22 protein-coding genes are annotated in these 18,181 nt (G+C 66.8%); 11 read left to right on the top strand and 11 right to left on the bottom strand.

Going from position 1 to position 18,181, the window contains the following annotated elements:
• Positions 1–33: 33 nt before the first annotated feature.
• Entirely contained in the window at positions 34–711 is a 678-nt protein-coding gene (ribB, locus tag ACAH01_RS15265; RefSeq protein WP_372479757.1) for a 3,4-dihydroxy-2-butanone-4-phosphate synthase, read from the bottom strand.
• The gene (locus tag ACAH01_RS15260) at positions 695–1,393 is read right to left on the bottom strand and encodes a DUF120 domain-containing protein (RefSeq protein WP_153552101.1); all 699 of its coding nucleotides are present in this window, start codon (positions 1,391–1,393) and stop codon (positions 695–697) included. Before ACAH01_RS15260 ends, ribB begins: the two co-directional genes overlap by 17 nt.
• Before the next feature lie 166 nt (positions 1,394–1,559).
• On the opposite strand from ACAH01_RS15260, the gene ACAH01_RS15255 reads away from it, so the two are divergent.
• Complete coding sequence (locus ACAH01_RS15255; RefSeq protein WP_208627698.1) at positions 1,560–1,832, top strand: hypothetical protein; 273 nt, start codon at positions 1,560–1,562, stop codon at positions 1,830–1,832.
• A gap of 127 nt (positions 1,833–1,959) precedes the next feature.
• On the opposite strand, the gene ACAH01_RS15250 is transcribed toward ACAH01_RS15255, so the two are convergent.
• Positions 1,960–2,247, bottom strand: a complete 288-nt coding sequence (locus ACAH01_RS15250; RefSeq protein WP_170093312.1) for a DUF2795 domain-containing protein — start codon at positions 2,245–2,247, stop codon at positions 1,960–1,962.
• A gap of 117 nt (positions 2,248–2,364) precedes the next feature.
• Between ACAH01_RS15250 and ACAH01_RS15245 the strand changes: the two genes are divergently transcribed.
• The 3 genes from ACAH01_RS15245 (at position 2,365) to ACAH01_RS15235 (ending at position 4,918) form a co-directional block, all read left to right on the top strand.
• Complete coding sequence (locus ACAH01_RS15245; RefSeq protein ID WP_372479756.1) at positions 2,365–3,150, top strand: PHP domain-containing protein; 786 nt, start codon at positions 2,365–2,367, stop codon at positions 3,148–3,150.
• Positions 3,151–3,195: 45 nt separating this feature from the next.
• Complete coding sequence (locus ACAH01_RS15240; protein WP_170093314.1) at positions 3,196–3,360, top strand: DUF6757 family protein; 165 nt, start codon at positions 3,196–3,198, stop codon at positions 3,358–3,360.
• 268 nt (positions 3,361–3,628) lie between these two features.
• Positions 3,629–4,918 carry a hypothetical protein gene (locus ACAH01_RS15235; protein WP_372479755.1) on the top strand — a complete coding sequence of 430 codons (1,290 nt, stop codon included), beginning with the start codon at positions 3,629–3,631 and terminating at the stop codon, positions 4,916–4,918.
• A gap of 131 nt (positions 4,919–5,049) precedes the next feature.
• Here ACAH01_RS15235 and ACAH01_RS15230 read toward each other — a convergent pair whose 3' ends face one another.
• The gene (locus ACAH01_RS15230; protein WP_372479754.1) at positions 5,050–6,222 is read right to left on the bottom strand and encodes an acyl-CoA dehydrogenase family protein; all 1,173 of its coding nucleotides are present in this window, start codon (positions 6,220–6,222) and stop codon (positions 5,050–5,052) included.
• 100 nt (positions 6,223–6,322) lie between these two features.
• Between ACAH01_RS15230 and ACAH01_RS15225 the strand changes: the two genes are divergently transcribed.
• Both ACAH01_RS15225 and ACAH01_RS15220 read left to right on the top strand, forming a co-directional pair.
• The gene (locus tag ACAH01_RS15225) at positions 6,323–6,958 is read left to right on the top strand and encodes an IS6 family transposase (protein ID WP_372479081.1); all 636 of its coding nucleotides are present in this window, start codon (positions 6,323–6,325) and stop codon (positions 6,956–6,958) included.
• A 90-nt stretch (positions 6,959–7,048) separates the two neighbouring features.
• Positions 7,049–7,537: an HPP family protein gene (locus ACAH01_RS15220; protein ID WP_372479753.1), complete on the top strand. Its 489-nt coding sequence runs from the start codon at positions 7,049–7,051 to the stop codon at positions 7,535–7,537.
• Positions 7,538–7,552: 15 nt separating this feature from the next.
• Here ACAH01_RS15220 and ACAH01_RS15215 read toward each other — a convergent pair whose 3' ends face one another.
• The 4 genes from ACAH01_RS15215 to alaS all read right to left on the bottom strand — a co-directional run bounded on the left by ACAH01_RS15215 (position 7,553) and on the right by alaS (position 13,064).
• Positions 7,553–8,272, bottom strand: a complete 720-nt coding sequence (locus ACAH01_RS15215; protein WP_170093316.1) for a type 1 glutamine amidotransferase — start codon at positions 8,270–8,272, stop codon at positions 7,553–7,555.
• 89 nt (positions 8,273–8,361) lie between these two features.
• Positions 8,362–9,141 (bottom strand): alpha/beta fold hydrolase, encoded by a 780-nt coding sequence (locus tag ACAH01_RS15210; protein WP_372479752.1) that lies wholly within the window; start codon positions 9,139–9,141, stop codon positions 8,362–8,364.
• Between the two features lie 39 nt (positions 9,142–9,180).
• The gene (locus ACAH01_RS15205) at positions 9,181–10,167 is read right to left on the bottom strand and encodes a DUF4013 domain-containing protein (protein WP_372479751.1); all 987 of its coding nucleotides are present in this window, start codon (positions 10,165–10,167) and stop codon (positions 9,181–9,183) included.
• A 122-nt stretch (positions 10,168–10,289) separates the two neighbouring features.
• Positions 10,290–13,064 carry an alanine--tRNA ligase gene (alaS, locus tag ACAH01_RS15200; protein WP_372479750.1) on the bottom strand — a complete coding sequence of 925 codons (2,775 nt, stop codon included), beginning with the start codon at positions 13,062–13,064 and terminating at the stop codon, positions 10,290–10,292.
• Between the two features lie 167 nt (positions 13,065–13,231).
• Here alaS and ACAH01_RS15195 point away from each other — a divergent pair, with 167 nt between their 5' ends.
• Positions 13,232–13,705, top strand: coding sequence for a DUF6789 family protein (locus tag ACAH01_RS15195; RefSeq protein WP_372479749.1), 474 nt, complete (start codon positions 13,232–13,234; stop codon positions 13,703–13,705).
• Positions 13,706–13,900: 195 nt separating this feature from the next.
• Entirely contained in the window at positions 13,901–14,059 is a 159-nt protein-coding gene (locus tag ACAH01_RS15190; protein ID WP_153552248.1) for a hypothetical protein, read from the top strand.
• Here the strand turns inward: ACAH01_RS15190 and ACAH01_RS15185 are convergent.
• The 3 genes from ACAH01_RS15185 to ACAH01_RS15175 are packed head-to-tail and all read right to left on the bottom strand — an operon-like array spanning position 14,056 to position 16,449.
• The gene (locus ACAH01_RS15185) at positions 14,056–14,676 is read right to left on the bottom strand and encodes a hypothetical protein (protein WP_372479748.1); all 621 of its coding nucleotides are present in this window, start codon (positions 14,674–14,676) and stop codon (positions 14,056–14,058) included. The genes ACAH01_RS15190 and ACAH01_RS15185 overlap by 4 nt on opposite strands.
• A gap of 60 nt (positions 14,677–14,736) precedes the next feature.
• On the bottom strand, positions 14,737–15,705 hold the full coding sequence (locus ACAH01_RS15180) for a replication factor C small subunit (protein ID WP_170093321.1): 969 nt from the start codon (positions 15,703–15,705) through the stop codon (positions 14,737–14,739).
• A 60-nt stretch (positions 15,706–15,765) separates the two neighbouring features.
• The gene (locus ACAH01_RS15175) at positions 15,766–16,449 is read right to left on the bottom strand and encodes a class I SAM-dependent methyltransferase (RefSeq protein ID WP_372479747.1); all 684 of its coding nucleotides are present in this window, start codon (positions 16,447–16,449) and stop codon (positions 15,766–15,768) included.
• A gap of 86 nt (positions 16,450–16,535) precedes the next feature.
• Between ACAH01_RS15175 and ACAH01_RS15170 the strand changes: the two genes are divergently transcribed.
• The 3 genes from ACAH01_RS15170 (at position 16,536) to ACAH01_RS15160 (ending at position 18,131) form a co-directional block, all read left to right on the top strand.
• The gene (locus ACAH01_RS15170; protein WP_208627710.1) at positions 16,536–16,970 is read left to right on the top strand and encodes a hypothetical protein; all 435 of its coding nucleotides are present in this window, start codon (positions 16,536–16,538) and stop codon (positions 16,968–16,970) included.
• Positions 16,971–17,016: 46 nt separating this feature from the next.
• Complete coding sequence (locus ACAH01_RS15165) at positions 17,017–17,457, top strand: DUF2391 family protein (RefSeq protein ID WP_208627711.1); 441 nt, start codon at positions 17,017–17,019, stop codon at positions 17,455–17,457.
• A 95-nt stretch (positions 17,458–17,552) separates the two neighbouring features.
• On the top strand, positions 17,553–18,131 hold the full coding sequence (locus ACAH01_RS15160; RefSeq protein ID WP_153552253.1) for a hypothetical protein: 579 nt from the start codon (positions 17,553–17,555) through the stop codon (positions 18,129–18,131).
• Positions 18,132–18,181 lie beyond the last annotated feature (50 nt).

Below are 18,181 nucleotides of genomic sequence, written 5' to 3'. Positions count from 1 at the left end.
CGACGCTCGGACACAGTGACGGCGAACGGCGACTTACGACGACGCTCCCAGTCGCTCGACGAGTGCGCTCCCCTCGACGTAGGCGAGTCCCTCGCGCTCGGCGTAGGCACGCGCGGCGGCCGGCGAAAGCGCCCCGCCCGTCTCGTCGTCGAGCATCTCACAGACCACGACCGCGGGCGGCTGGTCGGCCGCCGCGGCGACGGCCAGCCCGAGTTCGGTGTGGCCCAGCCGGTCGGAAAGCAGGTCCGGCGCACCGCGCAGCAGCGTCACGTGGCCCGGCGAGCGGAACTCGTCGGCGAAGGCCGTTCCGCCGGGGTCGGCGGCGGCCCCCGCGAGTTCGGTGATCGTCAGCGCGCGGTCCTCGTCGGTGATGCCGGTGTGGGTGTCCCGATGATTGACCGTCAGCGAGAACGAGGATCGCTCGTCGTACGCGAGGTCGTGGCCGTCGGCGCTGGGGTGGGTCAGTTGCTCCTGCATGAACGGCAGGCCGAACGTCTCGGCGACCGCATCCGAGAGCGCGACACAGACCAGCCCGCCAGCGTCGTTGCGCAGGCGTGCGACGGCCCCTGGCGTGACCGCTCCGGCCGGGTAGACGAGGTCGACCTCGCCCTCGCGGTCGGCCGCGTCGTGGATCAAGATCGGCTGGCCACGTGCGAACGCCGCGATGGCGTCCTCGGCACCCGTCGCTGCCTGCTCACTGCTCCGAGACATGGACAGTCACCTCGTCACCGTCGGCCAGGCCGACCACGTCGCGCAGTTTCTCCGGGGCGATCACTTCCAGTTGGCTCTCGCCGTGGTGGGTTCGCTCGGGGGCGATGACGTGGGCGGGCTCGTACTCGCTGTCCCCGGCGACGACGGAGGCCGGATAGCAGTACGCCGGTCCGTACGTTCGCTCGTCGTCCTCCCATCCCTCGATCGTGACGGGCTCGAAGGCGCTCAGCCGCGCGCGCTTGCGGACGCTCTCGTCGACGAGATCGACGTTGAGCGTTCCGGCGAAGGGCTCGTAGCCGAGCTTGTCGATGAACTGCTCCATGTACCCCGGCAGCGTGATGTAGTGTCGCCCCTCGCCCATGCCGGAGGTGACGATCCCGCCCAGATCGACGCCGACGGCTCCCTCGAAGATCCGCCGGTAGTCGGCGTACTCTCGCTGGAGAGCCCGCTCGCCGACCTCGCTGATCCGGATGAGCTGTCCGTCGCCGACGATGTCCCGATCGATCATCTCGGCTTCCTCAAGCCGCTGGAGCCGCCGCGAGGCGGTCTGGTTGGAGGCGTCCAGCCGGTCGGCGAGCGCCGAACAGGACTCCTTTCGCTCGCCCTCGATCGCGCCGTCGAGCGCCAGCAACTTCAGCGTCGCCAGCTCGTCGTGGCCGACGGCCCGCGTTGTCTCTGCCATAGCCGTCGGTTGGCGCTATCGCGGGAAAAGGATAACGAATGTGGCATTCGTCACAGTTCTGGAACGGCAGGCAACGGGACCGGCGTTGTCTCGTTCGGTCCCGGTAGCCACTTGCCCGTCGAGTCGTTACGACCAGTATCGCCGTCGAGCAGGCGGCAACACTACCATGAACGAAACGGATTCGACCACGTCGGGGCGGCGCGTCGTCGGCTGGGTGTTCGTCGCGGCGCTGGCGCTCGGCGTGGGCTTCGGTGCCTTCGTCGGTCTCGTGATCAGCAACGACGCCGCCGTCCCGGTCGGTCTCTTCGGCGTCCAGTTTCGGCCCACGCCACTCAACATGGCCAGCTACGGCGGCGGTGCGGTACTCGTGTTGTCCGGGATCTTCTACGCCGTCATGCGCTACACCCGCCGGTACGACGACGAGATCGAGTCGGCCTGATACTGTCGGCTGTAGCTTCGTGAAGGGGTTCGCCACCGTCAGAGCGGGCGCTGCTTCACTGCGTTCAGCAGAACCACGGTTTTGCGAGCGGGGTCGCCGTCGGCGACCCCCGCAGTAAAACGGTGGTCTAGAACGAGACCTGATCCGGGCCGTCCTCGCCCATCGCGATCGGATCGCGGTCGGAGTAGCCCTTTCGACCGATGCCTTTCTGGCTGACGGCGCTGTAGGCCGCCAGTCTGGCCTCGTTCTCGGTGTCGTAGGTCTCTTCGGTCAGGCGGCCCAGAACGTCGGCGACCGTCTCCGAGCCGTTGGGCAACTCCAGCGTCAGGTGGCCGTGGGCCTCGATCAGGTCGGTCGTCGTCGCGGGGTAGCTCTGTGCGGTGAACATCTCGTCTGCGCTGTCGAACATTCGCATGGCTCTGGAAAGTTAATGAACGATAATAAACCTTCATTATTAATAATTAATACACTCCTTAATGTGTATAAGGGCCACGACCCGAAGTGGCTTGGGCTCCGGCGGCCAGGCTCCGGTATGACTGTCGCGGACCTCCACGTCCACACGCAGCGCTCGGACGGGACGCTGTCCCTCGACGAGGTGCCGGCGGCCGCACGGCGTGGCGGCCTCGACGCCGTCGCAGTGACCGACCACGACCGACTCTCGCCCGACCTCGACGCCCCGGTGACGACACGCGAGGGCGTCACGGTCGTCCACGGGATCGAGCTCCGGGTCGACGCCGGCCAGCAGCGCCTCGACCTGCTGGGCTACGGTGTCTCGCCGACGGACGCGCTGGTCGCCGAGTGCGAGCGCATCCAGCGAAACCGGGCCGAGCGCGGGGCCGCCATCGTCGACTGCGTCGAGGAGCGCCTGTCCGTCTCGTTGCCGATCGAACCGCGGCCCGGACTGGGTCGGCCACACATCGCACGTGCGATCGCGGAAGTCAGCGACTACGACGTCGACGGTGCCTTTGCCCACCTCATCGGCGACGACTGTCCGTGTTACGTCCCCCGAGCGGTCCCCGCTTTCGAGCGAGGCCGGGCGTTGCTGACCGAGGCCTGCGGGCTGGTGGGGCTGGCACATCCGCTGCGCTACGACGACCCCGAGAGCGCGCTCGCGCTCTGTGACACGCTCGACGCCGTCGAACGCCCCTACCCCTACGCCGACGACCCCGACCTGTCGGCCGTCGACCGGGCCATCGAGCGCCACGACCTGCTGGTGACCGGCGGGAGCGACGCGCACGACGACCGACTGGGCCTGGCCGGTCTGGACAGCGCCCAGTGGGAGCGCGTCCGGGACGCCCTGGACGTGTCGCCGGAGTGACCGGCGAACGGAGCATTCAATGTCACAGGGACCCAATCGTATCGTATGCAATGTCACTACTGCGAGAGTGAGGCGGACATCGCAGTCGAGAAAGACGGTATCTCTGTGGGGGTCTGTGAGACTCACTTCCGCGAGCAGCTCGAAGAACTCGAAGAGACCGAGTGGCTCGGCGATCTCGAAGAGGAGCTCGACGTCGACCGGACGGAGTGAGGACTTCTTTCGATTACTGGATCGAGCGCACGCCACCGAGAGACTCGCCGTCGTCTCCCGACCCGGCCCACAGATAGTTCGGCTCGACGCCGTCCCGTCGACCGGACAAACGACGACGACGATCCGCGTGCAGTCGCCTCTTTTCGATTGGTTGCTACGGTCGTTCTGTCACGTGATCCGCCGGGACGACGCACCGACACTGGCGTCTTGCCACCGGTGAGATACGCAATCCGAAGTGCTTATTTTAACCACTCCGATGACCGTTAGTGTGCAACGCTCAGCCGCCGTGTTCCTCGTCGTCGCTCTTTCTGTGGGTAGTGCCGGACTGGTGCTCTCGACGAACGTCGTCGCGCTCGACGGTGACGGAATCCCCGCGGCAGCGGAACTCCAGCAAGACACAGATCCACTCGTCGCTGATACGGACCGTGATGGCCTCCCAGACGGCGAGGAAACCGCGGTCGGTTCGGACCCGACGGTCGTCGACACCGACGGGGACGGTCTCGACGACGGCGTCGAAGTCCACGATCTCGGCACAAATGCGACAGTTGCCGACACTGACGGGGACGGTCTCGACGACGGCGACGAAGTGTATACGCACGGAACGGCACCAATGTCGGCCGACAGTGACCACGATGGACTCAACGACAGTGCTGAGATCGAGGTTCACGGGACGGACCCTGTTTCTGCCCACAGCGACAGCGACGATCTCGCCGATCTCGACGAGATCGAGGTTCACGGAACGGATCCCACGGCGGCCGACACGGACGGCGACGGCCTCGACGACGACGCGGAAGTGTACCAGTATCGAACTGGCACGACGGCGGCTGATACGGACGGTGACGGTCTCGACGACGGCGAGGAGGTCGAGATTCACGGAACCGATCCCACGGCGGCAGACACGGACGGCGACGGCCTCGACGACGGTGCCGAAGTCGGCCACGACGCTCTCGACGAGAGTGATCCATTCCGTATGGATATCTACGTCGAGGTGGACTACGTCGAGGGGTACAAACCACCCGCCGACGCCCTCGATCCGGTCACGAAGGCGTACGCGGCAGCCCCGATCTCGAACCCGGACGGTTCGACCGGTATCCGACTCCACATCAGCTACGACGAGGCGATCGAGACTGACGAGCGCGTGAGTCTCGAGGAGCTGCGGCAACGCTACATGCCCGTCTACTTCGATCACGAAGCCGATGGCTACCACTACGGCATCGCGGTCGGTGACGCTCGGCACGACGGTCGCTCCGTCGCTGGAGTTACCCAGAGCTGGGGCGACAACAGGCCCTTTCTCTTCGAGACGGCCCGGGACGACAGCGACCAGACGCTGTCCGACGACTCCATCGCAAGTACGTTCATGCACGAACTGGGTCACTCGAACGGGATCCGACCGAACGACTACGACGGCGTCGACTCGAAGACTGTGAGTGCAGATCGCTACGAAAGTACGATGAACTACAACGCTCCCGATGGGTACGTGGGCTACAACGACGGAGCGCCGTTCGACGACTGGGCGCACATCGAACACCACCTCCACACGCCGGCAGTGCGGGACTGACACTGCCGACTGTCACCGCCTTCGACTCGCACCTCGGGAGACAGTAGCCGCCACAGGTAACTGCGCAGCCTGCGGTGTGGGTCGTCACGCTTCGTCGTCGTGAGAGCGCAGTCCGCTCGCGACGCGATTCCCTACTCGAAGGCGTCGATCCCCGTCAGATCCGCACCCAGGATCAGCGTGTGGATGTCGTGGGTCCCCTCGTAGGTGTAGACGGTCTCCATGTTGGCGGCGTGGCGCATCGGCGGGTAGTCGGTCGTGATCCCGTTGCCCCCCAGCATCTCGCGGGCGGTCTGTGCGACCTCGCGGGCCATCCGGACGTTGTTGCGCTTGGCCATCGACACCTGCTGGGGCCGCAGGTCGCCCCGCGCCTTCAGCGCCGCGAGCCGGTCGGCGAGCAGCTGTGCGGTCGTAATGCGGGTCGCCATCTCGGCGAGTTTCTCCTGTTGGAGCTGGAAGCGGGCGATCGGCCCGCCGAACTGCTCGCGGTCGGTCGCGTACTTGCGGGCGGTCTCGAAACAGTCTCGGGCGGCCCCGACCGCGCCCCACGCGATGCCGTAGCGGGCTTCGGTGAGACAGGACAGCGGCCCCTTCATTCCCTCGACGCCGGGCAGGAGGGCGTCCTCTGGCACCCACGCGTCCCGGAGGTGGATCTCGCCGGTCGAGGAGGCCCGCATCGAGAGCTTCCCGTCGATCTCGCTGGTCTCGACACTGTCGCCGTCCAGATCGACCAGAACGCCCCGGACGGGGCCGTCGGTCTCGCCGTCCCCGTCGTCGATCTTGCACCAGATCACGGCCACGTCGGCGATGGGCGCGTTCGTGATCCACGTCTTGGTCCCGGTGAGCCGATAGCCGTCCCCGTCGGGCACCGCGGTGGTCGCCATGCTCGCCGGATCGGAGCCGTGTTCGGGCTCGGTCAGCCCGAAACAGCCGACCGCTTCGCCCGCAGCGAGGTCGGGGAGCCACCGCTCGCGCTGGGCCTCGCTGCCGAACTCGTGGATCGGGTACATCACGAGCGCGCCCTGGACGCTGGCCATCGAGCGCACGCCCGAGTCGCCGGCCTCTAGCTCCCGCATGAGCAGGCCGTAGGCCTCCGGACTCACGCCCGGAAGCGTTCCCCACGACAGCGTCGGCGCGTAGAAGTCCAGCTCGCCCATCGCTTCGAACAGGTGGTCGGGCGAGGTTCCGGACTCGAACCACTCGCCGATCGACGGGCGGACGCGCTCGTCGACGAACTCGCGTGCGGTGTCGCGGATCAGACGCGCCTCCCCGTCGCGGTCGGCTTCGAGGTCGAGATAGTCGAGCATACGACCGCTACGCGTGGCGCGGGCAAAAGTGTGGTCCGCGGTGACGGGGTCGTGTTTAGTTAAGCGTGAAAAGTGAGGCGGGAGAACTTCTTGGTGCTCTATGCCAGAAATCACCCGCCTCAGTGGGAGTAGAGAGTGGATTGATTTGGATTTTATGGAGCGTGAGCGGACACCCGAACCGGCGATGGCGCTGGGTATTCAGTCCCATCTTGCGGGACTCTCGCTGTCGAATACCGTCGATTTGCTCGAAGCACTGGGTGTCCAACGCAGTCGGAAGGCGATCCACGATTGGGTTCAGAAAGCCGATCTACAGCCAGACTCTGGCCGATCTCCGAATCAAGTTGCGGTGGATGAAACAGTGATTCGGATCAACGACGAGCAATTTTGGCTGTACGCCGCCGCAGATCCCGCCACAAACGATCTGCTTCACGTTCGTCTCTTTTCGACTACCACGACTTCCCTCACCGAAATCTTCCTGCGCGAACTTCGGCAGAAACATGATGTCGAAACTGCCGAATTTCTCGTTGATGGCGCTCAACACCTCCAAACTGCGCTACAACGAGCAGGACTGCGATTTCAAATATCTCGCCACGGAAATCGGAATGCTGTCGAACGGATTTTCCGCGAACTGAAGCGCCGAACCTCGTCGTTTTCGAACTGCTTCAGTCACGTCGAACCGGAGACAGCCGAAAATTGGCTCCAAGCCTTCGCCAGCTGGCACAATGCTCCAAACTAAACACGACCGGTGACGGAGGCCGTAACGACACGCGTCGGCACTGCCCGGAAACAGCACGCTTTACTGTACAGATCGGCAGCCTCCGGCACAGTGACGGCACCGCGAGCGCTGTGGCTTCGGCAGGCGGTCAGAGCGGCGACACTGCTGTCGACGCTGGCCGGTGCGGTGTGGCTCAGCGGTCTCCCCTTCCTCTTTCCGAGCCTCGGTCCCACCGCGTACCTCTTCGCGACGACCCCGGCGGCCCCGGAGTGTGCGCCGCGCCGCGTCGTCGCCGGCCACGCCATCGGCGTCCTCGCGGGACTGGTCGCGTTCCACGCGCTGGGCGCTGGCATCGGCATCGACACGCTGACCACTCCGGGGTCGATCTCGGCGCTCCGACTGGCCGCCAGCGGCGTCGTCGCCGTCGGCCTGACGACCGCCGGCATGGTCGCCACCGACACCGGCCACGCTCCCGCGTGTGCCACGACGCTCATCGTCTCGCTGGGGATCCTCACGACGCCGCGGGCGGCGCTGTTGATCGTGGTGGCCGTCGTCGTCCTCGTGGTAGAACAGCGGGTGCTCGACCGGATCGGAGTGTAGTCGGCGTCCGACCGATCAGTCGTCTGCGGCCGCGACGCCGCCGGACTCCCCCGTCACAGCTCGCTCTCGGAGGTACTGCGTGAAGTTGTCGAACAGTCGCTTGGCCTCGCAGGCGGCGTCGTAGTTCTCGGCCGTGATCCCGTCGAGCACCTGCTTGATCCGTGCCTCGGAGAGTTGCTCGTCTTTCCCCCGCGTGACCTCGCGGGCCGTCTCCGGGTCGTACTCGGGGTGGAACTGGACGGAGAACACGTCCTCGGTCTGGAACCCGTGGATGCCGTAGTCGTTCGCAGCGAACTGCTCGGCTCCGGGCGGGAGTTCGACGACGCGGTCGGAGTGTGTGGTAAAGACGGTGAACTGCTCGTCGACGCCGTCGAGCAGTTCGCTGGTGCCGTCGTGCTCGACCGTCCGATAGCCGATCTCGTACTCGTCCATCGGCTCGACCTCGCCGCCCAGCGCGTGAGCGAGCAGCTGGTGGCCGAAACAGACGCCCAGGAACGCCACGTCGCGGTCGACCGCGTCGCGGACCCACGCGGTCAGGTCCGCGATCCAGGGCTCCTCCCAGTAGACGGAGGCGCGGGACCCGGTGAGGAGACAGCCGTCGAACGCGAAGGTGTCGGGCAGTTCGCGTTCGGTCACGTCGTACTCGACGAGGTCGGCGTCTAGCTCCCGCCGGAAGTTCCGGCGGTTGAGCGCCCCGTCGTGGGCCGCGTTCAGCAAGGCGATCCTGAGACTCATCACTCCTAGTCAGCGGGTCGAGTCACAAAAGCGTACAGATACGTGGTCGTATTTGCCGATCTCCGCGACGCCGCTGGCGGGGCGGCCGGTCACGCGTCGCTCGTCTGCTCGTCGAGCCAGCCCACCAGTGCGTCCGAGACCGCGGCGCTCTCCTCGACGAAGGCCCAGTGGCCGCCCTCGACGGCGCGGTACTCCCCTCGCGGGAGGTCCCGAGCCAGCGACTCGCCGGCCGACGCCGGGACGATCTCGTCGTCGACGCCGTGTAACACCAGCGTGGGCAGCGTGATCTCGTACAGCGGCGGGGCCTCGAACGACCGCATCGCGGCGGCCTGTGCGTCCCACGCCGTCGGGTCGGCGTCGTCGGCCTGCCGCCACTCGACCATCTCCTCGCGGATGGTCGGATGGTCGGTCAGGTCCGAGGCGAACGCGGTCTGCAGCGACGCCGCGAGCGCCTCGCGGTCGTCCAGCGGGGCACGGAGGTCGGCCAGCCGGTCGGTCACGGCGTCGCCGCTGGCGGCGGTCCCGAAGAGCGTCAGCGACGCCCCGCGGTCGTACTCGTGGGCGTAGGCCAGGGCGACCATCCCGCCCAGTCCCGCGCCGACGAGGTGGACCCGCGCGACCCCGGCGTCGGAAAACACTGCCTCAAGATCGGCCGCGAGTCGGTCAACACTGTAGGGACCCGGCGGCGCGTCCGAGCGCCCGGTCCCACGCAGATCCCACACGAGGCTCTCGTAGGGCCCGGCGACGACGCCGTGTTGCCAGCTCCAGAGCCACGCGCCGGCCCCTACGTCGTTGACGAACGCCACTGTCTCGCCGTCCCCGTCGCGCTCGTAGTGTACTGCGACGCCGTCGGCTGTCGCGGTCGGCATAGTCGAGCCGTGGCTCGCGAGCCCGTTGTGCGTATCGGTTCACCGAACGGGCTCGTCGGGGGCCGGCGGGACGACGCCCGCGGCGGCGGCGCTGCGGTAGTAGTACCCCCACAACACTCCCAGCGAGTAGGTGCCCCAGGCCCGGACGACGACGGGGCCGACGAGCGTGATCACCGACAGCACCGCCGCGAGGGCGACGGCGACGATCCCGGCGAGCCAGGCGAGCCACGCCCGGACGTACGTCCCCGAGGTCGCGAACCGACCGGCCGACGCCCGCGAGAACGCCGTTCGCAACTCGCCGGTCGCGGCGTAGACCGTCAGCGAGGCCGGGAACGGGTAGAGTCCCAGCACGCCGGTCGTCACGCCCAGTGCGATCCCGAGCGGTTCGTCGACGGTCCAGACCGCCGCTGCGGCCCCTCCGCCGACCACCAGGACCACCCCGTAGAGCCCCGCCACGAGCAGGGACTGGAGCCCGCCGACCAGCGACTCGCCGTAGTCGTCGAACGCCGGCCGCTCGCGCTGGCCCCGCGCGACCGCGCCACAGAGCCGGAAGCCGTACCCGACGGTGACGAGCGAGAAGACGGGCAACACGAGCGCGATCAGTTCCACGATCCCGCCGACGACCAGCGGCCGGTAGTCCTCGTCGACCGGATAGGTCGCCGCCACGCCGAACGACCAGCGATCGGCGAAGGGGGACGGGCCCGACGGGTCCGTCGACGGCGGAGTGTCGCCCGCTCCGTCGTCCTCGACCGCGAGCGTGTCGTCGATCCCCGCCAGTGGCTTCGACTCCTCGGCCCCGGCCCCGTTCGTGGCGTCGTCCGTCCCAGATTCGGCGTCGTCAGCCCCAGATTCGGCGTCGTCAGCCCCAGATTCGGCGTCGCCCTCCTCCCAGGGGACTTCCGGCTCGGACGGCTCCGGAAACGCGTCTCCCGGCGGATCGATCCGGTGTCTGACCGCCTGCCCACAGGACGGACACGTCTGTGTCTCGAAATCGGACTTCGTCCCGCAGGCCAGACAGTATGGCATCGGTCGGCCCTTCTGGACCGACGTAAAAGTAGCTTGGTGCTCTGATCGTCAGGACGGATCAGCCCGCAGCCGTGACCGAACTCGCGACTGCGGGAACAGCAAAGCAACGGGGACGGTCCCGATCAGACGTTCGCGATCTGTCTGAGGATCTCCGGTGCGTCGTCCAGTGCCGCGTCCAGTTTGTCGGCGTCTGGGCCGCCCCCCTGTGCGAAGTCCGGCGGGCCGCCGCCGCCGCCACCGACCCGGGAAGCGAGTTCGCCGACGACCTCGCCCGCGTTGACCTCGACGCCATCGGGGACGGCGACGACGAACTGCGCACCGCTGGCACCGGAACCGAGCACGGCGATCGAGCCCTGGTCGACGACGGCGTTGGCCTGGGCCCGGAGTTCGTCCATGTCGGCGTCGATGCGCTGGACGACGGCGGTCGTGTCTGCGACCTCGACCGCCTCGCTGTCTCCGCCGCCGCTCGCGCGGGCCTCGGCGAGCTGTTCTTTCAGTTCCTCGATCTCCTTGCCGCGGGCCTTCCACTCGTCGAAGAAGCGTGCCGCCGTCTCGGGCACGTCGCCGTGTGCCACGTCGAACAGTTCGGCCGTCTCGTAGAGCGCGTCCTCGACCTCGTGGGTGGCGTCGATGGCCGCGTCCCCGGCGGCGAAGGTGAGCCGGATGACGCCGTCCTGGATCCGTTCCGTGTTCAACAGCTTGATGGCTCCCACGTCGCCGGTCCGGTCGACGTGGGTGCCACCGCAGGCCTGCACGTCGTCGTCGACGTGGATCAGGCGGATCTGCTCGCCGGTCGGGATCCCGCCCTGGTAGAGATCGAAGCCGTGCGCTTTCTCGGCCTCGTGGCGGTCGGGCCACTCCTGGGTGACGGCGGCGTTGTCCATCACGATCTCGTTGGCGCGGTGCTCGATCTCCTTGACCTGTTCGCGACTGATCGACTCGTAGTGGCGGATGTCGATCCGCGAGGAGTCGGTCCCCTTCTGTGCGCCGGCCTGACGGACGTGCTCGCCCAGCACCTGCCGGGCGCTGTGGATGACGACGTGTGTCGCGGTGTGGTGGCGCATCAGCCGACGGCGACGGGTGGCGTCGACCTGCCCGCGGACGAACTCGCCGGTCCCGGGGTCCTCGTCACACGTGTGGACGATGACGCCGCCGTGGACCTGTACGTCGGTCACTTCACCGGTGACGTCGTCGGTCGAGATCGTCCCGTGGTCTGGGGGCTGGCCCCCGCCTTCGGGGTAGAACATCGTCTGGTCGAGCACCACGTCGTAATTGCCGTCCTCGCGGTCGAACACTTCGAGGACGACGGCCTCAAACTCCATGCGCTGTTGGTCCTCGTAGTAGAGCCGGTCGGTCTCCGGGAGTTCGTCGAGCCGTTCCTCGTGTGGGACCGTCGTTTCCGCCTCGACGGCCTGGCCGCCGCCGTGGCGGTCGGCGACGAGGCCGTAGAAGTTGTCGGGCACGTCCACGTCGACGCCCCGCTCGGCGGCGATCTCCGCGACCATGTCCGGCTGGATGCCGTGGGAGTCGTACAGCTCGATCAGCTCGGACACCGGGATCGATTCGCCTCGCTCGGCGTAGTCGTCGGCCAGCTGGCGGACCTTCCGGCCGCCACGGTCCAGTGTCTCGCGGTACTTCTCGACCTCGGTCCGGACGATGTCGCGGATGGTGTCCCGGTTGTCGTAGCCCAGCCGGTCGGCCTGCATGTCGACGAGTTCGTCCAGGGGCGCGTCGACGCCGACCGTGTCGACGAGGCGCTTGGTGCGACGCAGCACCATCCGCGCGAGATAGCCCGTCCCGACGTTCGAGGGGACGATGCCGTCGCCGAGCATGTACGCGAGCGTCCGGGAGTGGTCGGCGATGGCGTAGATGTCTTCGAGGGGCTCCATCAGCTCGACCAGCCGCGCCGTCTCGACGCCCAGCTGCTCGGCCATGGTGTCGCGGGCCGCCTCGACGTCCTCGGCCTCGTCGATGTCCATGTGGCCGGCCAGCTTGGCCGCCCGGAACACGATCTCGTCTTCCTCGTCGGTGTAGTCGAGCCCGGCGTTGTCCCGCAGGAACTCGATCATCTCGGGGTAGATCGCCTCGTAGACCGTCGGGGTCCCCTGGCTCATCCAGGTCCAGCGTTCGATCCCGTACCCCGTGTCGACGACCCGGCGGTCCATCTCCGAGTAGCTGTTGCCGTCTTTCATCTCGTAGTCGCCGTCGGGGTCCTGCTCGAACTGCATGAACACGAGCGTCGCAAGCTCCAGCCCCTGGTAGATCACCTCGAAACACGGCCCGGCGTTGCCCCCGCCGACCCACACGTCCTCGATCAGGGTCAGCTCGCTGCTGTCGACGCCCAGCTCCTCGAACAGCTCCACGCAGTACTGGACGGTCTCCTCTTTCCAGTAGACCTCGCCCTCGTAGGCGTAGCCCGACCCCTCGTCGGCGTTGAACGCGTGGTGGCCACCCATCTCGAAGGCCATCGTGTGGCGACCGGTCTTGCCGACGTTGTCGATGTCCTGCATCCGGATGCAGGGCTGGGAGACCACCAGCGGATTCGACGGCGGCGGCGACTGCCCCGTCGTGACGTGGGGCTGGAAGTCGTAGATCGACGCCTGGGTCAACAATACGTCGTCGCGCCAGCGGTTGGCGGCGACGGGATAGGGGTCGACCCGGCCGTGGTCGCGCTCTTCGAAGAAGGAGAGAAACGTCTCGCGCATCTCTTCGAGCGAGAGGGTCTCCTCGAAGCCGGGGTCGTCGATGAAGCCGTACTCGGCACAGGGTGGCTCACCGCACGTCTCGCGGGAGGCGTCGCGCGTCCAGAAGTGATCGCCACACGTCCCACACTTCAGCCGCTCGAACCCCTCCTCCTCGAAGTAGTCGAGTCGATATTCGTCGGCGAGGTCGCTCATTGGGATACTGTTGGCCCAGCAGCGGGTAAAACAGTTCCGAAGGCTCAATCCGTGACAGCCGGCGTGACGCGCCGTCTGCCGACGCCGTTGTTAAGCGTTCCCCGGTCGTGCCAGACGCGCCACGACCACCACACGAGTTTTATCTTCCCCTTCGATCCTCCGGTCGCATGTCAACAGAAAACGTCGACGCGCAGCGAACCGCGGCTGGGACCGCCGACTGGAAGGCTGGCGTCCTCGGTGGTATCGCTGGCGCGCTCGCGATGGGTGTACTGGTGCTGGTGATGAACGACGCGACGCTCGCCGTCGCGATTCCGTCGCTGTACGGCCTCGCGCCGCCGCCCAACCCCGGCCTCGCGATGGCCGTCCACGTCTCTCACGGGGCCGTACTGGGCGTCGGCTTCGCCGCGCTCGCACAGGCACTCGACGTGCGAGAGACGAACCGGCTCGTGGGACTCGGCCTCGGCTGGGGCGTGCTCACATGGATCGGGCTGGCCGCGCTGGTGATGCCAGTCTGGCTGAGCGTCGTCGGGTCGCCGGCCTCGCCGCCGTTCCCGAACTTCGCGCCGCCGTCGCTGCTGTGGCACGCCGTCTACGGGCTGGTGCTGGGCGTCGTCGCGGCCGCGCTGCGAACGCGGCTCTGATCAGTCGTCTAAGCTCATACGACCGGCTGTACATCTGTGAACGATTTCGCCACCCCGGGGTGGCGAAGATCTTCACGAAGGTACAGCCGGCAGTATCAGCGATGCCAGCATCGCTTCGAGCTGGACCCGCTCGCCGCGCTGGTCCCCGGACAACGGATACTTTTTTACGGTCAGATTGACTACCTTCAGACAGTAATGGCGTCGAATCCCCAGTCTATTGCGTCTGACGAACCCCACCGTCGGGAGCTGCCCGAGGAGATCAGTGCCGACGAGCACGGCACGATCACACTGGCGTTCCGCGACGAGCGCGTCGGCGACAGTGACGCCTTCGAGATGCCCGAACGCGACGACTAGTCGTACAGCTGGACGTTCGTCGCCGCTCTCCTGAGTTCGTCGTCACCGAACTGCTCTGTCAGCTGGCGTTCGAGTTCGTCGACGATCCCTTCGACCGGTTCGGCACTGTTTTCGACGACCGGTGCGAGTGCGAACGCGTCGCCAGAGACATCGTGAAAGAACGTCGAGAACGTGGGGTTACCGTCGCCCCAGTTCCCGTGTCGCTCGATACTCGTGACGGGGACGACGACGACGGGATCGGGGAACGAATCGACTTCGGCGATGTTGACGCCCACGAGTCCGTTGTGGTGGACGGCGTGACGAAGGCCGACGAGTTTCGGACTCTCGTGTTCGATCGGCGCATGCTGTTCTAGCCGAGTGCCGAACTCGTCGTGGGTCCGCTCGACCATCTCGCCAAGCATGTGCAGGAGACTCGCGTACTGGTAAATCGACCACTCACATTCGTTGAGGTCGCGGCGGAGTTCCCGTCGCCCGGAGAACTTCAGTCGATAGGTGTGAACGCACTTGTCCATATCGCTGAGCGCCGTCTGTCGCGTGTCCCGAAGCTTCGATCTGATACTGTCGAACTCGACGAGGCGTCGCGCCGCGTGCGCCAGATCGGCCGCCGGAGGTGACACTGGTGGTTCGCTCTGTCGGCCGCTGATTAAACGTACCGTTTCGGACCGCCGTAGAGTGACCTACTCGTCTAAGCTCAGCGAGGCCAGCATCGCTTCGAGCTGGATCCGTTCGTTGGCTCCCTCGGTGATCCGGTAGTCCGTCTCGCCGACCCGATCGAGGATACGGACGGCCTGCTCGTCGGGCACGTCGAACTCCCAGATCGACCGGTGGAGCTGGTCGATGATGTCGCCACCGGCGATCCCCTCCTCGGTGATGAGATCGTCCAGTTGCGCCCGAGCGGCCGTGAAGTCGCCGTCGATGGCGTCCTGAACCATCCCCTGGATGACCTCCGGACGGGCCGTCGAAGTGATCGCGAAGACCGCTTCTTCGTCGACCACGTCACCGGAGACCGATGCCGCTTGCAGGCCGTTGATCGCCTTGCGCATGTCGCCCCCGGCGGCGTAGACCAGCGCGTCGACGCCGTCGTCGGTGAGTTCGATCCCCTCCTCGTCGGCGATGTGGCGGATCTCTTCCTCGACGGCTTCGTCGCCCAGCGGCGAGAAGCGGAAGACGGCACAGCGAGACTGGATCGGATCGATGATCTGGCTGGAGTAGTTACACGACATGATGAAGCGGACGTTGTTCGAGAACTGCTCCATCGTCCGCCGGAGTGCTGACTGGGCGTCAGAAGTAAGCGCGTCTGCCTCATCAAGAAATATTATTCGGTAGTCGACGCCGCCGAAAGAAGTGCGAGCGAAGCTCTTGATCCGGTCTCGGACCACGTCGATCCCGCGTTCGTCGGAGGCGTTCAGTTCGAGGAAGTGCTCCTGCCAGTCCTCGCCGTACAGTTCCCGGGCGATGGCCGTCGCGCTCGTGGTCTTGCCGGTGCCGGCCGGCCCCGCGAACAGCATGTGGCTCAGATCGTTGCGATCGACGTAGCTCTGCAGGCGCTCGACGATCGTCTCGTGGCCTACGACGTCTGCCAGGGTCTGCGGGCGGTACTTCTCGATCCAGACTTCCTCCCGACCCGAACGCTCGACCTCGCTCATACCCTATCGGAGGGTGGGACCGTCCTTAACTGGTTTGAAACTGCCAGCCTCGACGGAGCGCTACTCGGGAACGACGCCGACCGTCAGTAGCGTGCCGTACTCGCGGTATCGCTCGACCATCGCCGCGCGCGTCTCCCAGTCCTCGGTCGGGAACTCGCTCTCGGCGGGGATCTCCGTCTCCGTGTCCGGAATCCGGTCCTGGCCCGCGACGGCGAAGCCCGCCTCGCGGAACGCCTCGCGGTACTGCTGTTCGCTCCACAGCAGCATCGGCACGCCGACCAGTTCCTCCCACTCGTGGGAGTGGACGTGCTCCTCCCAGCGGTTGACGGCACAGTAGAAGGTCCCGCCGGGGCGCAGGACGCGGCGGAGTTCGTCGAGCACCGTGTGGGGGTTCTGGGCGTAGTAGAAGGCCTCCATCGACCAGCAGTGGTCGATGCTGTCGTCGTCGAAGGGCAGGTGTTCGAAGTCGCCGACGGCGAAGGCGACCCGCGGGTCGTCGGTGTAGGCGCGTGCGTTGTGGGCCATCTCCGGCGCGGCGTCGACGCCGTAGACGCGACCCACGTCTTTCGTCTCGCGCAGGGCACGGCCGGCGTAGCCGCTGCCACAGCCCAGATCGAGGACGGTGTCGCCAGATTCCGCCGGGAGGCGGGCCAGCGCGTGCTTGGCCGTGTGCCAGTGGCGCTCTTCCATCCCCTGATCTTTGCCCGAACGAGCCCACTCGTCGAAGGCGTCGCTGACGCTCATACCCGAGCGAACGCGGGGACGGGACAAAGGCGGTTCGGACGGTCGCGATCGTGACACGTATGTTCCGCCCGCGATGGTGTGGAACTATGATCGTCCGATCCGTCGCCCTCCCGTTTACCGACCGGCCGGCACTCCTGATCGGCGTACTCGGGGCTTGCTTCGTCGGTGGTCTGTTCGCGTTACTCGGCTACTGGGTCTACCGCGACGCCAGCGCCCGCGGTCGACGGAACCCGATCCTGGTGGTTCCGGTGGCTCTGTTCGCGCCGTTCGGGCTCCTGCTGTACCTCTACCGTCGGCGTCGCTGGGAGCGAGAGCACCCCAAGACCGCGTGGGATCGCCGCGTCGAGACGGCACTCGTCGCCATCGGCGGTGCGTTCGTCGTCGGGGTCCTAGTGACCCCACCGGACCCATTCACGCAGATCCTGGCGCTGCCCGTGCTCACGACCGCGGCTCTCCCCCTGTCGTACCTGCTCGTCTACCGCGAGGGCTGGACGCGACTCCGGCGTGCCCTGTCGCCGTGACCGTCGAACACAAACCGTTTTCCCGGCCCGCCGCCCAGACCACGGCATGACACGGGCACCGCGCTATCGAATCGCCGACAGTGCGCAGCAACTCGTCGGCGGGTTCCTGCTGGCCGGTCCCTTCGTCGTCACCGAGGAGGTGTGGGTGCTGGCGGCGAACATGACCGACGCCCACGCGCTCCTCGTCGTCGCCATCGTCTTCGCGATCGGCTACGGCGCGCTGTACAAGGCCGACGACGACCGCGATCCCGACACCGAGGCCGAGGTCGCCGGTGTGCCGATCCGGTTCGTCTCGCTGATGGGCGTCTCCTTTGGCTCCGTGGCGATCCTCGCGCTCGCGTTCACCGCACCGCAGACGTTCCTCGTCGAGGCGGAGATCCTGGCGGAGCCGACCCAGCGGAGGGTGTTCACGACCACGCTGAAGGCCGTCTCCGTGGGCGCGATCTTCAGCGTCGTCGGGGCCGCGACCGCCGACAGCGTCTTCTGAGCCCGTCGGACCGCTTGCCCGATCGGTGTGGTCACATCTCTCGTCGGGGGAAACGACCGATACTCTAAAGCGCGCCGGGCACCCTTTGCGACCACATGGAGTATTCCCTCGCCATCGAGAACACGCCCGAGTCGATCCCGGGCGGGACGGGCATCCTCTTGTTGCATCCCAGCACCGGCGAGACGGACCGACTGGACACCGACTTCCTCAGTACCGACACCGACCACCTGCTGGTCGTCTCGACGCGGACGACGGCCCGCGAGGTCGAACAGAAACTGGAGTACTACGAGGTCGACGAGGACCGGGCGACCATCCTCGACACGCTGTCCGTCGAGCGCGGGTACACGCGCCGGAAGTCCGACAACGTCCGCTACGTCTCCGCGCCCGACGACTGGGAGGCCATCGTCGACGAGGCCGAGACGTTCCTGACTGATCACGACGGCAAGCTGCGGGTGACCTTCGACTCCGTCACGGAACTGATCTACTACGCCGACGAGGACCGCGCCGTCCAGGCGCTGGAGCGGCTCCTCGACCTGCTGGCCGACCACGACGCCGTCGGGATGTTCCACCTCGCTCGCGGCGTCCACGACGACGAGACGGTCGACCGCTTCCGGGAGCTGTTCGACGGCGTCGTCGAACTCGACGAGGACGGCTCGATCACCAGCCAGTTCTGATACGACCGGCTGTCCATCTGTGACCGATTTCGCCACCGCGGGGTGGCGAA

Source organism: Halomicrobium sp. HM KBTZ05, from assembly GCF_041530035.1.
Taxonomy (GTDB): domain Archaea; phylum Halobacteriota; class Halobacteria; order Halobacteriales; family Haloarculaceae; genus Halomicrobium.
Note: the sequence above shows the minus strand (reverse complement) of the source record. Positions and strands in the feature narration are given on the sequence as shown.

Excerpts from the sequence above, each read along its gene's own strand:
- ribB (WP_372479757.1), bottom strand. The coding sequence starts at position 711 with ATGTCTCGGAGCAGTGAGCAGGCAGCGACGGGTGCCGAGGACGCCATC.
- ACAH01_RS15260 (WP_153552101.1), bottom strand. The coding sequence starts at position 1,393 with ATGGCAGAGACAACGCGGGCCGTCGGCCACGACGAGCTGGCGACGCTG.
- ACAH01_RS15255 (WP_208627698.1), top strand. The coding sequence starts at position 1,560 with ATGAACGAAACGGATTCGACCACGTCGGGGCGGCGCGTCGTCGGCTGG.
- ACAH01_RS15250 (WP_170093312.1), bottom strand. The coding sequence starts at position 2,247 with ATGCGAATGTTCGACAGCGCAGACGAGATGTTCACCGCACAGAGCTAC.
- ACAH01_RS15245 (WP_372479756.1), top strand. The coding sequence starts at position 2,365 with ATGACTGTCGCGGACCTCCACGTCCACACGCAGCGCTCGGACGGGACG.
- ACAH01_RS15240 (WP_170093314.1), top strand. The coding sequence starts at position 3,196 with ATGCAATGTCACTACTGCGAGAGTGAGGCGGACATCGCAGTCGAGAAA.
- ACAH01_RS15230 (WP_372479754.1), bottom strand. The coding sequence starts at position 6,222 with ATGCTCGACTATCTCGACCTCGAAGCCGACCGCGACGGGGAGGCGCGT.
- ACAH01_RS15225 (WP_372479081.1), top strand. The coding sequence starts at position 6,323 with ATGCCAGAAATCACCCGCCTCAGTGGGAGTAGAGAGTGGATTGATTTG.
- ACAH01_RS15215 (WP_170093316.1), bottom strand. The coding sequence starts at position 8,272 with ATGAGTCTCAGGATCGCCTTGCTGAACGCGGCCCACGACGGGGCGCTC.
- ACAH01_RS15210 (WP_372479752.1), bottom strand. The coding sequence starts at position 9,141 with ATGCCGACCGCGACAGCCGACGGCGTCGCAGTACACTACGAGCGCGAC.
- ACAH01_RS15205 (WP_372479751.1), bottom strand. The coding sequence starts at position 10,167 with ATGCCATACTGTCTGGCCTGCGGGACGAAGTCCGATTTCGAGACACAG.
- alaS (WP_372479750.1), bottom strand. The coding sequence starts at position 13,064 with ATGAGCGACCTCGCCGACGAATATCGACTCGACTACTTCGAGGAGGAG.
- ACAH01_RS15195 (WP_372479749.1), top strand. The coding sequence starts at position 13,232 with ATGTCAACAGAAAACGTCGACGCGCAGCGAACCGCGGCTGGGACCGCC.
- ACAH01_RS15190 (WP_153552248.1), top strand. The coding sequence starts at position 13,901 with ATGGCGTCGAATCCCCAGTCTATTGCGTCTGACGAACCCCACCGTCGG.
- ACAH01_RS15180 (WP_170093321.1), bottom strand. The coding sequence starts at position 15,705 with ATGAGCGAGGTCGAGCGTTCGGGTCGGGAGGAAGTCTGGATCGAGAAG.
- ACAH01_RS15175 (WP_372479747.1), bottom strand. The coding sequence starts at position 16,449 with ATGAGCGTCAGCGACGCCTTCGACGAGTGGGCTCGTTCGGGCAAAGAT.
- ACAH01_RS15170 (WP_208627710.1), top strand. The coding sequence starts at position 16,536 with ATGATCGTCCGATCCGTCGCCCTCCCGTTTACCGACCGGCCGGCACTC.
- ACAH01_RS15165 (WP_208627711.1), top strand. The coding sequence starts at position 17,017 with ATGACACGGGCACCGCGCTATCGAATCGCCGACAGTGCGCAGCAACTC.
- ACAH01_RS15160 (WP_153552253.1), top strand. The coding sequence starts at position 17,553 with ATGGAGTATTCCCTCGCCATCGAGAACACGCCCGAGTCGATCCCGGGC.